This window comes from Alkalisalibacterium limincola, from assembly GCF_008017755.1.
GTDB lineage: Bacteria > Pseudomonadota > Gammaproteobacteria > Xanthomonadales > Xanthomonadaceae > Alkalisalibacterium > Alkalisalibacterium limincola.
Genome location: NZ_VRTS01000006.1, coordinates 104575 through 120817 on the forward strand (window position 1 = coordinate 104575; position 16243 = coordinate 120817).

At 69.9% G+C, this 16243-nt stretch carries 13 protein-coding genes and 1 pseudogene; all 14 read left to right on the forward strand.

Features of this window, described 5'->3' with window-relative positions; translation table 11 throughout:
• Window positions 1–4: 4 nt before the first annotated feature.
• The 14 genes and pseudogenes from FU658_RS09660 to FU658_RS09730 all read left to right on the forward strand — a co-directional run bounded on the left by FU658_RS09660 (window position 5) and on the right by FU658_RS09730 (window position 16221).
• Window positions 5–1348: a TldD/PmbA family protein gene (locus tag FU658_RS09660; protein ID WP_147891894.1), complete on the forward strand. Its 1344-nt coding sequence runs from the start codon at window positions 5–7 to the stop codon at window positions 1346–1348.
• Between the two features lie 50 nt (window positions 1349–1398).
• Window positions 1399–2124: a DUF4159 domain-containing protein gene (locus FU658_RS09665; RefSeq protein ID WP_147891895.1), complete on the forward strand. Its 726-nt coding sequence runs from the start codon at window positions 1399–1401 to the stop codon at window positions 2122–2124.
• Between the two features lie 16 nt (window positions 2125–2140).
• Complete coding sequence (locus FU658_RS09670) at window positions 2141–3157, forward strand: AAA family ATPase (RefSeq protein WP_147891896.1); 1017 nt, start codon at window positions 2141–2143, stop codon at window positions 3155–3157.
• A 16-nt stretch (window positions 3158–3173) separates the two neighbouring features.
• Window positions 3174–4076, forward strand: coding sequence for a DUF58 domain-containing protein (locus FU658_RS09675; protein ID WP_147891897.1), 903 nt, complete (start codon window positions 3174–3176; stop codon window positions 4074–4076).
• Window positions 4073–5253: pseudogene (locus tag FU658_RS09685) on the forward strand (BatA domain-containing protein). The gene FU658_RS09675 and the pseudogene FU658_RS09685 overlap by 4 nt, the downstream one beginning before the upstream one ends.
• Window positions 5250–7553, forward strand: coding sequence for a DUF4175 family protein (locus FU658_RS09690; protein ID WP_147891900.1), 2304 nt, complete (start codon window positions 5250–5252; stop codon window positions 7551–7553). The pseudogene FU658_RS09685 and the gene FU658_RS09690 overlap by 4 nt, the downstream one beginning before the upstream one ends.
• A complete protein-coding gene (locus FU658_RS09695) occupies window positions 7550–8641 on the forward strand; it encodes a hypothetical protein (RefSeq protein WP_147891901.1) in 1092 nt (363 codons plus the stop codon). Before FU658_RS09690 ends, FU658_RS09695 begins: the two co-directional genes overlap by 4 nt.
• Entirely contained in the window at window positions 8566–9024 is a 459-nt protein-coding gene (locus tag FU658_RS09700) for a hypothetical protein (protein ID WP_147891902.1), read from the forward strand. The genes FU658_RS09695 and FU658_RS09700 overlap by 76 nt, the downstream gene beginning before the upstream one ends.
• 50 nt (window positions 9025–9074) lie before the next feature.
• Window positions 9075–9308 carry a hypothetical protein gene (locus FU658_RS09705; RefSeq protein WP_147891903.1) on the forward strand — a complete coding sequence of 78 codons (234 nt, stop codon included), beginning with the start codon at window positions 9075–9077 and terminating at the stop codon, window positions 9306–9308.
• A gap of 94 nt (window positions 9309–9402) precedes the next feature.
• A complete protein-coding gene (locus tag FU658_RS09710) occupies window positions 9403–10683 on the forward strand; it encodes an alanine racemase (RefSeq protein WP_147891904.1) in 1281 nt (426 codons plus the stop codon).
• Between the two features lie 1777 nt (window positions 10684–12460).
• A complete protein-coding gene (locus tag FU658_RS09715) occupies window positions 12461–12943 on the forward strand; it encodes a GNAT family N-acetyltransferase (protein WP_147891905.1) in 483 nt (160 codons plus the stop codon).
• A 144-nt stretch (window positions 12944–13087) separates the two neighbouring features.
• The gene (locus FU658_RS09720) at window positions 13088–14053 is read left to right on the forward strand and encodes a calcium/sodium antiporter (protein ID WP_147891906.1); all 966 of its coding nucleotides are present in this window, start codon (window positions 13088–13090) and stop codon (window positions 14051–14053) included.
• A gap of 199 nt (window positions 14054–14252) precedes the next feature.
• Window positions 14253–14915 carry a hypothetical protein gene (locus FU658_RS09725; protein ID WP_147891907.1) on the forward strand — a complete coding sequence of 221 codons (663 nt, stop codon included), beginning with the start codon at window positions 14253–14255 and terminating at the stop codon, window positions 14913–14915.
• Window positions 14916–15018: 103 nt separating this feature from the next.
• Window positions 15019–16221, forward strand: coding sequence for an alpha/beta hydrolase-fold protein (locus FU658_RS09730; RefSeq protein ID WP_187266041.1), 1203 nt, complete (start codon window positions 15019–15021; stop codon window positions 16219–16221).
• The last annotated feature ends 22 nt before the right edge of the window (window positions 16222–16243 follow it).

The window sequence follows — 16243 nt, forward strand, 5'->3', positions numbered from 1 at the left end:
GACCATGACCATCCTGACCGAAGAACAGGCCAAGTCCATCCTCGACAAGGTGATCGCCCTGTCGGAGGCCGACGAGATCACCGCCGTGCTGTCGGGCTCGGAGTCGGGCAACATCCGCTTCGCGCTCAACAACATCTCCACCAGCGGCCACATCTCCGACATGGAACTGGGCGTCACCTCCTCGTTCGGCACCCGAAGTGGCACCACGACGATCAACCAGTTCGACGACGCCTCGCTCGAGCGCGTGGTGCGCCGCTCCGAGGAGCTGGCACGCCTGGCGCCGGAGAACCCGGAGTTCATGCCGGCGCTGGGCAAGCAGGATTACCCGAGCACGCCGGCCCACCACGAGAGCATCGCCGCGATCACGCCGGAATTCCGGGCGCAGGTGGCCGCGGATTCGATCGGCCCGTGCAAGGCCGAGGACCTGGTGGCGGCGGGCTTCCTGGAGAACCAGGAAAGCTTCCAGGCGATCGCCAGCAGCAAGGGCAACTTCGGCTACGGCCGATCCACCGCCTTCGACTACACCTGCACCGTGCGCACCGAGGACGGCATGGGTTCGGGCTGGGTCGGCAGCAATGTCGGCCGGGTGTCCGACTTCAGCGCCGCGCGCAGCATCCGCACAGGCATCACCAAGGCCAAGGGCTCGGTCGATGCGCGTGCGCTGGAACCGGGCAAGTACACCGTGATCCTGGAGCCGGTGGCGGCCGCCGGCCTGGTGAACTTCATGATGTTCGGCTTCGATGCCCGCCAGGCCGACGAGGGCCGCAGCTTCCTGAGCAAGGCCGGTGGTGGCAACCGCATCGGTGAGCAGCTCTTCGACGAGCGCGTGAACATCTACTCCGACCCGGCCCACGCCGACGTCCCGGTACTGGCCTGGGACGGCGAAGGCCTGCCTCGCGACCGGCTGGTGTTCGTCGAGGACGGCAAGGTGCGCACGATGCGCTACTCGCGCTACTGGGCCCAGCAGCAGGGCGTGGAGCCGACGGCGATGCCGGGCAACCTGATCGTCACCGGCGGCGACAAGTCGACGGCCGAACTGGTGGCTTCGACCCAGCGCGGCATCCTCGTCAGCCGCACCTGGTACATCCGCATGGTCGATCCGCAGACCATGCTGCTGACCGGCCTGACCCGCGACGGCACCTTCTACATCGAGAATGGGGAAATCCGTTACCCGGTGAAGAACTTCCGCTTCAACGAGTCGCCGGTGATCATGCTCAACAACGTCGAGGAGTTCGGGCGGCCGGTGCGTGTGTCCGCCGGCAGTGGTGGCGCCGGGGGCGGCATCACGATGATGCCGCCGATGAAGCTGCGCGACTTCACCTTCACCTCGCTGTCCGACGCCGTGTGAACTGCTGCCGTCCGCCGTGGCCGACCACGGCGGACGGCGGACCGATGCCCATGACCCTCCCTTCCCGCCCTGGCCGCCGCCGCGCATTGCGCCTGATGCTGCAGGGCGCTGCAGGCCTTGCGCTGGCCCCGGCGCTTGGCAGGCTGCGTGCGGCCGATCCGGCCTACGACTTCCACTTCACCCGACTGATGTACGAGTCGGGCAACTGGGACGTCGACCAGCGCATGCCGTCGAACCTGATCACCTCGCTGATCGACCACACCACGCTGCGCGTGGACCCGCGCGAGCATGTGGTCGCACTGGCCGACCCGGCGATGCTCTCGGCTCCGTTCTGCTACCTGGCTGGCCACAAACTGGTCCAGTTCAACACCGACGAACGTCGCAATTTCGAACGCTACGTGCGCCGTGGCGGCTTCGTGTTCGTCGACGACTGCAACCATGACATCGACGGCCTGTTCGCGAAATCGTTCGAGGCGCAGATGGCCGACATCTTCGGCGGGGACGCGCTGCACAAACTGCCCAATGACCACGCGCTGTACTCGAGCTTCTTCGAGTTCGATGGCCCGCCAACCACCAGCATGGAACTCAATGGCTGGGGCGACGACCTGGTGCACGACTACCTCAAGGGGATCGAGGTCGACGGCCGCCTCGGCGTGCTCTACAGCAACAAGGACTACGGCTGCGAGTGGGATTACGACTGGCGCAACAAGCGATTTCTGGCCGTCGACAACACCCGCTTCGCGGTCAACATCGTGATGTACGCACTCAACGCCTGACCTCCCCCGGATTGCCATGACCGACACCGCCGCCAGCACCGAAACCACCACCGACGAGTCGCGCATCCAGGCCCAGCTCGCGCGGCTGGCCGAGCTCAAGGCCGCGATCGCCCAGGAAGTGGTGGGCCAGGACGAGGTGGTCGAGCAGCTGCTCATCGGGCTGCTGGCCGGTGGCCACTGCCTGCTCGAGGGCGTACCCGGGCTGGGCAAGACGCTGCTGGTGCGCTCGCTGGGACGAGCGCTGGCGCTCGAGTTCCGGCGCATCCAGTTCACCCCCGACCTGATGCCCTCGGACATCATCGGCACCGAGATCCTCGAGGAGGACCACGGCACCGGCAAGCGCGTGTTCAAGTTCCAGCGCGGCCCGGTGTTCACCAACCTGCTGCTGGCCGACGAACTCAACCGCACGCCGCCCAAGACCCAGGCGGCGCTGCTGGAGGCGATGCAGGAGCACACCGTGAGCTATGCCGGCGACACGCACGTGCTGCCGGAACCGTTCTTCGTGCTGGCGACCCAGAATCCGATCGAGCAGGCCGGTACGTATCCGCTGCCCGAGGCGCAGCTCGACCGTTTCCTGCTGCACGTGCGGGTGGCCTATCCGGACGAGGCCGAGGAGCGCGCGATCATCGAGCAGACCACGGGGTCGCGACGCGCCAGTGTGCCGCGGGTCATGGACGGTGCCGAGGTGATCGCGCTGCAGGCGCTGACGCGCGAAGTGCACGTGGGCGAGGACCTGATGACCTGGATCACGCGATTGGTCCGCGCCACCCGCCCAGGCCCGGAGGCCCCCGACGCGGTGCGCCGCTGGGTGAGCTGGGGGGCGGGCCCGCGCGCCGGTCAAGCGCTGGTATTGGCCTCGCGCGCGCGCGCGCTGCTGCACGGGCGCTTCGCCGCGACCCGCGAGGACGCCATCGCATTGGCGGGACCGGTGCTGCGACACCGGCTGCTGCTCTCGTTCACCGCCGAGGCCGAATCCAAGGGGCCCGACGACGTGATCCGGGCACTGCTGGACGCCGTGCCGTTCCCCGCCTGAGCCGGGCTGCGGTGCGATGAGCGACGCCGACGCCCGCTTCCTGACGCCCGAACTGTGCGCGGCATTGCCGGGCCTGCAACTGCGTTCGCGCCGGCCGGCACCGACGCGCGGCATCGGCCAGCACCACAGCCGCGCACGGGGCGAGGGCCTGGAGTTTTCCCAGTACCGAAGCTACGAGCCCGGCGACGACCTGCGCCGGGTCGACTGGAAGCTCTACGCGCGCTCGGACCGCTATTTCGTGCGCGAGGCCGAACGCGACAGCCCGCTGACGCTGTGGCTGCTGGTCGACGCCACCGCGTCGATGGGCCAGTGCGATGCGCGACGGCCCGACTGGAGCCGACTGGGTGCCGCGCGCGCACTGGCGGCCGCCTGCATGGAACTGGCGCTGCGGCAGGGCGACCGGTTCGGCCTGGCGCTGGTGTCGAACGCACGGCTGGATGTGGTGCCGGCCGGCACGGGATCCCGGCAGCGTGATCGCTGCCTCCTCGCACTGCACGAGCTCAAGGCCGGCGGAAGCTGGCCGGACGAGTCGGCGTTGCGCCCGGTGTGGGAGCGCGCCGGTCGTGGCGACCTGGTCCTGATGCTGTCCGATCTGTTCGACGACGCCGGCGTGGTCCTGCTGCAGCGACTCGCCAGGGCCGGGCGCGAAGTGTCGAGCGTGCAGATCCTCACGGCGGAAGAACGCGACTTCCCGTTCAAGGGGGGCCATCGGTTCCGCGACCCCGAAACCGGTGCGGAGCTGCTGACCGATGCCGGAGCGGTCCGTGACCGCTTCATCGAGGCGTTCACCCAGGCCCGCGCCGCGCTGGCGGCCCGCTTGGCCGGTGCCGGCATTGCCCACGCCACGCATGTGCTGGACGAGCCGCTGGACGCGCCGTTGCGGCGGCTGTTCGCGCGTCCGGACCGGAGGGGCGCGTGAGCCTCGCCCTGCTATACCCCGCCGCGCTGGCCGCGCTGTTGGCGCTCGCCGTGCCCGTGCTGTTGCACCTCGCGCGGCGCCCGCAGCAGCGCACGCTGGACTTTGCGGCGCTGCGCTGGATCGCGGCGCGCATCGCCCGCGACGGCGACTGGTGTTGCGCGAACGCGTGCTGCTGGCGCTGCGCCTGCTGTTGCTTGCCCTGCTGGCGCTGGCACTGGCGATGCCGGTGCTGGTGTCGCGGCCTTCCGCGCGGGACTGGGTGCTCGTCGTCCCCGGTGCGGACCTTGCGGAGGCCCGCCGCCTGCTTGCCGACCCCGACCTGGGCTGGCGCTGGCTGGCACCCGGCTTTCCCCCGGTGGACGACGCGATGCCCGCGCAAACGGCCACGGCCAGCCTGCTGCGCGAACTCGACGCGATGTTGCCGGCACAGGCCAGGCTGACGGTGGTGGTGCCGGGACGATTGCACGGCCTGGACGGCGCACGGCTTGCGCTGGGACGCGAAGTCCAGTGGATCGTCAGCGACCCGGCATCCGACCAGGAGGCCGGGCGTGCCGCCACCCCGCCACATGGGCCCTCCCTGGCGGTGCGTTACCCAGCGGGTCGGGAAGAAACGGTGCGCTATCTCGCCGCCACCGTCGCTGCGTGGCAACTCCACGCGCCTGGTACCGCAATCGCCGACATTGCGCGCGAAGAGGCACTGCCCGCTGCGTCGAACGACGTGCTGGCCTGGTTGCACCCGGGCGCGCTGCCGGAAGCCGTGCAGGCATGGGTGGCAGGCGGGCGCACGCTGATCATCGAGCCCGACGCGGCGCGCGAGGCCGGAGGCGATGCGGCGCTCGCCCTGTGGCGTTCACCCGATGGCGATGTATTGGCCCTCGCGCGACGATCCGGCGCAGGTCGCATCGTCGAACTCACCCGCCCGCTGACACCCGAAGCGTTGCCGCAACTGCTCGACCCGGGCTTTCCGCAGGCACTGCTGCAGGTCCTGGAACCCGGCGCGATGCCCGCTGCGGCGCCCGCCTCCGCCCACGCACCCCTGCACTCGCCCCAGGCCGGTTCCGGCGCGGGCTTCGGTGCCGACCGCAGCCCCCTGCTCCCCTGGCTCGCCCTTGCCATCGCCGCCGTCTTCCTCGTCGAGCGGCTACTGGCCAGCCGTGCCTCGCGGTGGGCTCGATGAACGCCGTTTCCGGACCGCTCGACAGGCTGGCGCGTGCCGCACGCTGGCGTTGCGCGTGGATCACCCTGGCCCAACTGCTTCCGCTGGTCGTGGTGGCCACGGCCATCGCGTGGCGCTGGCACGGACCCGTGCCTGCATTGGCCATCGCGTCCGCCGGGCTCGCCGCATCGGCCGCATGGCTGCTCCTGCGACTTCGTGGCATGGGTCCACGATGGGTGGCGCGCCAGCTGGACGCGCGACGACCCGAACTCGAGGACAGCAGCGCGCTGCTGCTTCAGCCCAAGCAGGGACTCTCGCGCCTGCAGCGGATACAGCGCGGACGTATCGACCAGCGCGTGGCCGCGATCGCGCCGGGCGAGCTGCGTGCCCACTGGCCACTGGCGGCGACCCTCCTTCCGGTCGCCGCCCTTGCCGTGCTGGTTGCGGTCCTGGCCTGGCCCACTGCGTTGGAACCGGATGTGGTCGAAGCGGGGCGGCCGGACGCGGCGGCTCGCCTGGATGCCAGCGGGACACGGGTCATCGCAAGCCGAATCCGCGTTGCGCCACCCGACTACACGGACCTGCCCGAGCGGATGGAGCACGGTCTGGATGCCACTGCCCCGACCGGCTCGGGGCTGGCCTGGACGCTGCGCTTCGAGCCCGAACCCGAATCGGCCGCCCTGCAGTGGCTCGATGGCGGTTCGCTCGAGCTCCAGCGGCGCGGCCGCGACTGGCACGGCGAGCTGCGGCTGGAGGACTCCCGCCTCTACCGGGTCGTGACCTCGGGAGGCGCCCAGGTGGAACCCCGACTGCACCGGCTCGAGGCGCTGCCCGACCACCCACCGCGGGTGAGCGTGCTGGAGCCGGCACAGAACGTCGTGTACGCCGAAGCCGGGCAAGCCGAGTGGCCACTGGAGTTCGAGGCGCGCGACGATTACGGGCTGGGAGCGGCCGAACTGGTGCTCACGCTGGCACAGGGCAGTGGCGAGCTGGTCGACTTCAGCGAGGTCCGCCGCCCGCTGGAGGGCCGCGACATGCATGCGGCGAACGAGCCGCCGCGACGGCGCTACGCCGTGGCGATCGACCTCGACGCCATGGGCGTAGGGCCGGGCGACGACCTGGTGGCCCGGCTCGAGGTGGTGGACAACCGACAGCCCGAAGCCCAGCACGCGCGAAGCGCCAGCGTCGTGCTGCGCTGGCCGCCCCCGACGATGGGTGACGCGAGCGGCTTCGACGGCCTGATGCAGCGCACGATGCCGGCCTTCTTCCGCAGCCAGCGGCAGATCATCATCGATGCCGAAGCGCTGCTTGCCGAGCGCGAGGCACTCGATCGCCCGGTTTTCGTGGCGCGCTCCAACGACATCGGCGCGGACCAGCAGCTGCTTCGCCTGCGCTATGGCCAGTTCATGGGCGAGGAAGCCGAGGGTGGCGAGGCCGGACACGACCACGATCATGGGCACGAACATGACCGCGGCGCCCCGTCATCGACATCGGATGCCCCGGCATCCCAACCGCGGGCGCGGCCGGTATTCAATCCACTGTTCGCCGACCATGCCGCCCACCAGGACGACCCTGACGATGACGAGCACGACGATCACGATCACGATCACGGCCCCGACCATGCCAGCCAGCACGAGGACAGCCGCCCGGCAACCGGCGGTTTCGGCACCGACGCCGACGCCCTCGTCGCGCAGTTCGGCCACCTCCACGACATTCCCGAGGCGGCGACGCTTCTGGATCCAGGAACCCGCGAAACGCTCCGTGGTGCGTTGCGGGCCATGTGGGCATCGGAGGGCGCGTTGCGCCTGGGCGAGCCCGAGGCCGCCCTGCCCCATGCCCACGAGGCCCTGGAGCTGATCCAGCAGGTGCGCCAGGCAAACCGCATCCATCTGGCCCGCGTCGGCCTGGAGTTGCCCCCGATCGACGAAACACGACGCCTCAGCGGCGACCTCGAGGGCGTCACCGACCGGGAGGATCCGATCCAGCCTGCACACGCGGGCGAGGCGGTGCTGGCGACGCTGTGGGCGCGTCTGGACCGCAGCATCGACGACACGCGACCCACGAGCAGCGATCCCTTCGGCCTCGATGCGGCCCTGGCCTGGGTCGTCGAACACCAGGACGAGGTCGCCGACCCCCTGGGCCTGGCCGAGGCGATCGACGCGCTGCAGCGCGATCCCGACTGCGCACCCTGCAGGCAACGCGTGCGCGCCCAGCTGTGGCCGAACCTCCCACATCCCGCTGCGGGCGTGGTCCAGCGGCCGACAGGCGGCGAATCCGGCGCGCATTACCTGCGCAGCCTTGGCCGGGAGGAGGACAGGTGACCTCGCTTGCCGCGATCCCGACGGTGGTTGCCCTGCTGCTGGCGGCCGCGGTGCTGGCAGCCAGCCTGCGGCTGCTGCTGCAGGTACGGGCCGGACGGATCACACCTGGCCGCTGCGCCGGAATCCTCGGCCTGCAAGCCGTGGCCGCGGTGTTGCTGTTCCTGGTCGTGTACCCGCCGGCGACGTCGCGGGAAGCCGGGGTGCTGACCGTGCTGGCCGAAGGCGCCGCCGGCGGCCGGCCCGCAGGCCAAAGCGTCGCATTGCCGGAATACCGTGGTCGCGGTGTCGACACCGTGCCCGACCTGGCGACCGCATTGCGCCACCACCCCGGGACCACCCGGATCGTCGTGCAGGGCACCGGCCTGCCGTGGCGCGACCACGATGCGGCGAACGGCATCGACGTCGCGTTCGACCCGACCCCCCTGCCTTCCGGGTTGGCCGAACTGCACCTGCCGCAGGACGTGGTTGCCGGACGGCGCGTGGTGGTCCACGGGCGCGTTGCCGGTGTCGATGGGGCACGGCTCGAACTGCGCGACCCCGCCGACCGGCCGATCGCAGGCGTCGCAGCGGATGACCAGGGCCGGTTCGCCCTGCCGCTGGTGGCGCGGGCCTCGGGCACGGTCGAATTCGCGTTGCGGGTGCTCGACGCCAGTGGGGAGCGCATCGACGAGTCGACCGTGGCGCTGTCCGTCGGTGAAGGCCGGGCCACGCGTGTGCTGCTGCTGGCGGGGGCCCCGAGTGCGGAGCTGCGCGCGCTGCGCCGCTGGGCGGTCGACGCCGGGGTTGCGCTGGAAAGCCGCATCCAGCTCAGTCGCGAGGCCAGCCTGGGAAACCGCCCCTACGTCGAGGCCGATGAACTGGCGGCGCTCGACCTGCTGATGCTCGACGAGCGCACCTGGCGCGCACTCGACGGCCCACAACGCCTCGCCATCCGCGAGGCATCCGCAATGGCCTGGGCGTGCTGCTGCGCGTCGGCGATGTGCTCGACGACGAGGACCGGGAATCGCTGCGGATGCTGGGCTTCCAGGCGCGCAACATCGAGCTGGACGACCCGGGCGTGCGGCTCGCCCCCGAGGCCCTGGACCTGATCCGGAGCGCCGACTCAGACATCGATGGCGACCGCGACGCCGGCGCGACCCCGCTGGCCAGGCGCCCCCTCGCAGTGGAGGCCGCGGACGGCATTGCACTGCTGCGCAGCGACACCGACGAGCCACTGGCGCTGTGGCGCGGCGAAGGCCTCGGGCGGGTGGCGCTGTGGTGGCTCCAGGACACCCATCCGCTGGTGCGCCAGGGCGAACCCGGCACCCATGCCGGCCTGTGGAGCACGGTGGTCTCCACGCTGGCGCGCGCGGACACGCACCGGGCACCCGGACTCGGCATCGACGCGGGCCCCCATGCACGCCGCGTGCTTTGTGGCCTTGGCAACGAGGCACGCGTGCGTCGCCCGACGGCAGGCGGGTCGAGCTGCTGACCGATGACCGTGGATGTGCCGCGTACTGGCCGGAAGAAGGTGGCTGGCACGTGCTGCTGGACGACGCATCGTCTCCGTTCCACGTCGCACCGTCGTCGACGCTGCACGTCCACGCAATGCACGCGGCAACCCGCGAACTGGCCTCCCGGCCGCACCCCGCCACTTCCACGGTACGCAGTCCTGCCCCCGGCTCGCCGTGGCCGTGGTTCCTGGCCTTCCTGGCCACCGTGGCGGGCCTGTGGGCCCTGGAACGGCGTCGCCCGTCCTCCGGTCGGCCCGACTGAAACCGGTTGCTGCACAATACGGCCCACCACGGTCGTGGGGTGCTCTGCGACGCCTCACGCCAGCCAACGCGGCCTCGACCGGAGAATGTAGCCAGTGACTGCGATTGCCTGTCCGGAACTCAGACTCGATGAATCCCGCGCGCGCGCGAACCTGCAGCGCATGCGCGATCGTGCCGCGGCCGCGGGCGTTCGGTTCCGGCCGCATTTCAAGACCCACCAGTCCCACGCGGTGGGTCGCTGGTTCCGCGAGCAGGGGATCGGGGCGATCACGGTGTCCTCGGCGGCGATGGCGCACTACTTCGCCGACGACGGCTGGCAGGACATCACCATTGCGTTTCCGTACCACCCCGGCATGCACGCCGACGTGGAGGCGCTGGCGGCCCGGTGCCGCGTGGTGGGCATCACGCTGGCGGACAGCGCCGCACTGGACGGGGTCCGCTTCACCCGCCCGGTCGATGCCTGGGTGAAGGTCGATGTCGGCAGCGCCCGCACCGGCTTTCCCGCCGATGCGGTGGACGAGCTGCAGGCACTGGTCGATGCGCTGTCGGGTCGTGGCGACCTGCGCCTGCGTGGCCTGCTGGCGCACGCCGGCCACAGCTACGGTGCCCGCGGCCGGACACAGGTCGCGCAGGTGCACGAGAGCAGCCTGGCCCTGCTGCGGCGGCTGAGGGACTCGCTGCAGACCGGGGAACGAACGCTGGAGATCTCCATCGGAGACACCCCGACCTGCTCGACCCAGTCGGAATTTCCTGGAGCGGCGGAAATCAGGCCGGGGAACTTCATCTTCTACGACCTCACCCAGTGGCAGATCGGCGCCTGCAGCCTGGAGGACATCGCCGTGGCCATGGCCTGCCCGGTCGTCTCACGGCACCCGGCCCGTGGCCAGCTGGTCGTGCACGGTGGCGCCGTCCACTTCTCCAGGGACGCGATGGAATTCGAGGGCGAACGCATCTTCGGCCTGGGGGTCGCCGCCGAGGACCGTGGCTGGGGCGAGCTGCTGCCTGATGTACGACTGGTGGCGTTGTCGCAGGAGCATGGCATCGTGCAGGCACCGGCTGAACTCATCGAGGCCGTGCGGCCCGGCGACCCCCTGCTGTTCCTCCCGGTGCACTCCTGCCTCACCGCCGACGCGATGGGGGCCTACCGCCTGGGCACCGGCGAGCTCGTGGAGATGAAGCCGCGCCTGGTTTGGCCGGGTCCGAGCATGGCCATGCAGCGCAATGCCATCGGACCGGCCGCGGTTGAGGTCCGCCCTAGAAGTGCGAGGCCGCCAGCTGCACGTCGGCATGCCGCCAGGCAGCCTGGAACTCGCGCTCGGCCGTGCGCGCCTCGTCTTCCCTTCCCTGCGCCCGGAGGCTCAGTACCAGCCCCTTGAGCGACCATCCATTGCCCGGGTTGCGCCGCAGTTCCTCGCGATAGACCGTCTCGGCCGCATCCGCATCGCCGTTGTCGAGCAACACGGCGCCCAGGCGGTGCCTGACCGGGGCGTGCCAGCCGGGAGGTTCGTCGTAGGGGATGGCGTCCTCGACAGCAACGGCCTCGCGTAGTTTCGCCAGGCCGGCGTCGATGTCGCCTGCTTCCAGGGCCAGCTCGGCATCCACGCTCAGGTTGGCGATCCGGGCGGCGTGAGCGAGTGGGTAGCGATCCCAGACCAGCATCGTCTCCAGCGCCGGATCCCCCGCGATCGTGCGCAGTGCTTCGGCGTGCGACCTGGCGTCGCCGGAGCGGTCCTGGCGCAGGGAAGCCATCGCCTGGGCGTAGTGCCACACGGCCGTGACGTAGGGCAGGTCCGGTGCCGGGTTGGCGCGTCCGGCGATCTCGTCCCAGCGCCCGAAGCGCACGTGGTCGAACCATGGGGTCATCCAATAGTGCTGCAGCACCCCGAAACCGGGCTCGCGCATGAGGTCGGGCAACTCGGTGCGCTGGGCCGTCGCGGCCGCCGCCTCGCGTGCCACGGCATCCTGGCCGCCCATGCTGGCCGCGAACCACAGGAAATGGTGGTTGTGCGGTACGTAGCCAAGCGGGTACACACCCTGCGCGTTGCCCCGGCACACGGCCAGGTAGGCCTCGTCGGCCTCGATCGCACGCTGGTTGGCGATGACGGCATCGTTCCAGCGCCCCACGCGTGCATAGATGTGCGCCGGCATGTGGACAAGGTGGCCGGAGCCCGGGATGAGGTCGCGCAGCCGGTCCGCTGCACGCACGCCACGCTCGGGTTCGGCAGACGCTTCCACGGCATGGATGTACAGGTGCAGCGCGCCGGGATGCTCGCCATTGCGCTCGATCACCGACTCGAGCAGCGAAACGATGCGACCGGTGTTGCCCTTGGGCCTGAGGTCTTCATCGTAGAAATCCCAGGGCTGCAGGTTCATCAGTGCCTCGGCGTGGAAGACGGCCGCGTCGAGATCGTCGGGGCGTTGCTCGACCAGTCGCCCGGTCGCATCGGCCCAGGCCTGCTCCAACGGCCGTCGGTCCTCGGGAGGATCCGCGGCATAGCGTGCCCCCAGGGCTTCGATGAACGCCTGCTCGCGCGGGGTTGCCCCGGGTGCCAGTGCCTGCGCGCGCTGCAGTCGATGCCAGGCGCGCTGGTTGTACTGGGGGTCCATCTCGGCATTCACGTGCGGACCCACCACCAAGGCCGCACCCCACCAGCACATCGCGCAGTCGGGATCGAGCTCGGTCGCCCTGAGGAAGGAACGCTCCGCGGCATCGTGGTTGAAGCCCCAGGTCAGCATCAGGCCCTGGTCGAACCAGCGCTGGACTTGCGGATGCCCCGAAGTGATCTCGAAACGGTAGGTTCCGAGCCCGTCCAGCAGCGTGGCCCCGGCCACCGGCTCGATGTAGGGGGACTCCGAGCCGTCGGGTGCGGCACTGAGCAGGCGGCCCGCGCTGAGCCCCGACAGTCCCGCCACCAGGGCGGTGGCCAGGAGTCCGAGGAAGAATTGGGAGTGTCGGTTCATGTCGTACCCCTTGGAAAGGCCTGCCGGGGGCGCTGGTCGCCGGCCCGGAAGGCGCCGGGGCGGCAGGTGAACGCCGGAACGCAGGGCCGGCAATCGGAACAACGCGCTGCTTCCAACGCATCGGCCAAAGTCGATCCCACGCGATCCGCGTTCGGTTAGTCTCATGACAGGCCCACGACGACAAACCCCTGCATGCCCACGATCCGCCACAGCGAGCCCCGCGACATCGAAGCGATCCGCGGGATCTACTCCGAGCCCAGCGTCTACGCCTCGACGCTGCAGCTGCCTTGGCCGAGCATGGAGCTCTGGCAGCAACGACTCGATGGCCGCAATGAGCATTTCCACAGCCTGGTGGCCTGCGAGGACGATGAGGTGCGGGGACAGGTCGGCATCGAGGTGTTCTCCAATCCGCGCCGACGCCACGTGGCGAACATCGGCCTGGGCGTGTCGGCGCAGGCGCGCCGGCGCGGCATCGGCTCGGCGCTGGTGGACGCGGCCACCGGGCTGTGCACCGGCTGGCTGGGCGTGACGCGCATCGAGTTGGAGGTCTACACCGACAACGATGCCGCGATCGCCCTTTTCGAGCGCCACGGGTTCGTGGCCGAGGGAACGGCCCGGGGCTACGCGTTGCGCGCCGGCGAGTATGTCGACGTGCTGCTGATGGCCCGGCGCTGAGGGCAGACGGGGGCGCCACCGGACGGCTGGACGGCCTTGCCCGCCGAGCGCTGAACGCCGGCATCGGTCCCACTGCCGCCGGGCCGGCCGGCGTGGGATGCTCTGCTCCCCTAGTCATCTTCGCGACGCCGGGAGGCGTCCAACGTGCTCATCGACATTGCCCTGCTGTGCCTGGGAATCCTGCTGCTCTTCTCCGGCGGCGAACTCCTCATCCGCGGAGCACTGTCCACGGCACGTCGGCTCGGCGTCTCCGCCCTGCTCACCGGCCTGGTCATCGTCGGCTTCGGCACCTCGATGCCGGAACTGGTGGTTTCGGTGGATGCGGCCCTCAATGAGCGCCCCGATATCGCCGTTGGCAACGTCGTGGGCAGCAACATCGGCAACATCCTGCTGATCCTGGGCCTGTGCGCGCTCATCCACCCCCTGGCGGTGCGACCCATGGCCTTGCGTCGCGACGCGGTCGTCGTGCTCGCTTCCAGCGCGCTGTTCCTGCTGCTGGCCTGGGGCTCGGCGCTCGGTCGCTGGGACGCGCTGGTGCTGCTGCTCGGACTGGCGGCCTACCTGGGCTGGGCGTACTGGAGCGAGCGCGAAACCTCGATCCCTGCGGCAACGATGCACGAAGCCGAGGCCGCCGAACTGCAGGTCGTCCCCGTTCGACTCGGTGTCGCGATCGCCAGCATCCTGGGTGGGCTGGTGCTCCTGATCGGGGGTTCACGCGTGTTGTTGATCGGTGCCGTCAGCCTGGCGGAGGACCTCGGCGTGAGCGAGGCGGTCATCGGCCTGACGCTCGTAGCCATCGGCACGTCGCTTCCGGAACTGTCGGTGTCGGTCATCGCGGCCATTCGTCGCCATGCCGACGTGGCAGTGGGCAACATCCTGGGCAGCAACATCTTCAACATGCTCGGCATCCTCGGTGTGTCGGCACTGCTCCAGCCCTTGCCTATCCATCCGCGCATCCTGGCGTTCGACCAGTGGGTATTGCTCGTGGTGTCGCTTGTCATCCTGGCCTTCCTCTACACGCAACGTCGCCTCAGCCGGTGGGAGGGTGCCCTGTTGCTGGCCGGCTACCTGTCCTATCTCTACGTCGGACTCGTCTATTTCGGTACTTGAACGCGCGCCGGGGCACGCCTCGCCCCGGACCTTGGCTGCCGTCGCTTCCACTTCGCGGGCGTTGTGTGCCCCGGCACCGGCTGGCACACTTCCCGCGCGTTGGGCCGGCCCGGGTGGTGGGCCCGACGTGGACTCACGATTCCGCGGGATGGACCGCGCCATTCCGGCGCGGCCAACCGCCGCCACAGGGGGATTCACCGTGCGTACGATTCTTTCGCTGCTTGCAGCACTCTTGCTTTCCGGATGTGTCGCCACCGCGCCGCTGGCCGAACAGGTGCCCGCTCCGGCCTATACCTCGGCGAATGCGGTACTGGTTGCGGTGGTGGACGAGCGCGAGCGCATCCGGGAAGGAGGCAACCCCGCTGCCATCGGGCGCGCCCACGGCGTATACGGCATTCCCGCCACCTGGCGCGTGCACCCGGCGATATCCGTCGAGGATGGTGATCGCAATCGTACCGCCGCGGAGTGGTTGCAAAACCGCCTGGCTCGCGGACTGGCCGACGCGGGCTGGAGCGTAGCGGAGGCCAGCTTCCAGATGGACGTCCAACCCGATGCGGTAAGTGATGCGCTGGCGGATTCCGCAGCCACGACGTTGCTGCTGCTGCGGATGAAGGAGTGGTGGTTCAGCATGAACCTCAACTGGGTCTCGGCCTTCACCTTCACCAACGACGTCGAGGTGTCGGTATACCGGCAGGGGGAGGGCCTGGTCCTGACCAAGCGCTTCGACGCGAAGGACATCATCGACGAGAAGGCGTCGGAGTCGCCACGCAACAACATCCTGCGGATGTACAGCGACAAACTCACCGAATACCTCGATGATCCCGAGGTGCGCGCCGCGCTGGAGCAGCCCACGGCAGGTTGACAGCCGCCGCGGGGTGCGGGTGGCGGCGGTTCGCGGGCCGGCACGCGGTGCCGGGCGGTGTGGCGTGGCGACGGCGACTGGAGGGAATCCAATGGGGTTTCGCATGGCGTGGCACGGCTTCTTCCTCGGCATCCTCCTCGCCGGTACTTCGCAGGCGGGGCCGGAACTCGATGCCCTGCTCCAGGCCCTGGAGGGATCCGCTCCCGAAGAACACCCGGCCCTGGTCGCTGCTTTCGTGGAACAGCAGCGCGATGCCGGAGGCCTGCCGGTCACGGACATGTCCGGAGAGGTGGTATTCGTCTACCTGGGGGGCCCCGACACGCAGGAAGTACGGCTGGTCGGGGACTTCCTGCCCGAGAGCCCGATGAACGTTACCTGGGGCCGCGGTGAGCCGATGCAGCGCACCGGCGACGTATTCCATGCCCGTCGCCGCTTCGAACCGGGCGCCCGCCTGGACTACGCCTTCGACGTGGATGGCGAACGCATCCCGGACCCGCTCAACCCGCGAACCCTCTTCAGCGGCACCGGGGATGGCGAGGTCTCCGAGCTGGTGATGCCCGGCCACCGGCTCCAGTCGGCGGCACGGGTCTGGCCCGACGTCGCCCGGGGCACGCTGCAGGAGATCCAAGAGGAGTGGGCCGATCCCGCGGTGCGGGTCTATCTTCCAGCGGACTTCGATCCGCAGCGACGGTATCCGGTCATATACACCGGAGATGGCGGCGCATGGATCGAATACATCGGCCTGCCGGTCATCCTGGACAACCTGATCGGTTCGGGCGACATCGAACCGGTCATCGCCGTCATGGTCGACGCCCCCGGAAACCGGGGTGCATGGCATTCCTACAACCCCGATTTCATTGCCTACTACCAGCGGGTGGTCGCGCACGTTGACCAGCACTTCCCGACGCTGGCGCGGCCCGAAGGCAGGGTGCTGGCAGGCAGTTCATCGGCAGGTCGCGCCGTGCTCCACGCGGCGCTCGAGCGGCCCGACCTGTTCTCCCGCGTGGCCGTGCTGTCCCCCTCCATGCACGGGCCCCTGTTTCCCCTGGCCGACTACCTCAGTGGCGAGAAACAGCCCGACCCCTCGCTGGAGGTGTGGATGGCCGCCGGCACCTACGAAGGGTCGATCGAGCGCGACACGCGCGTGCTGGAAGCGTGGCTGGAGCGTGCCGGCACGCGGAAATCCGTGAGCTACAGCGCCCAGGGCCACAGCTTCGGCTTCTGGCGGGAGTGCGCGGTCCTCCTGTTGAGGCACTTCTTCCCGACCCCACCCGGTGAAACCCAGGCCCTGCCCGCTTCCGGCTGAGTGCGCATGTGGACCCACGGTG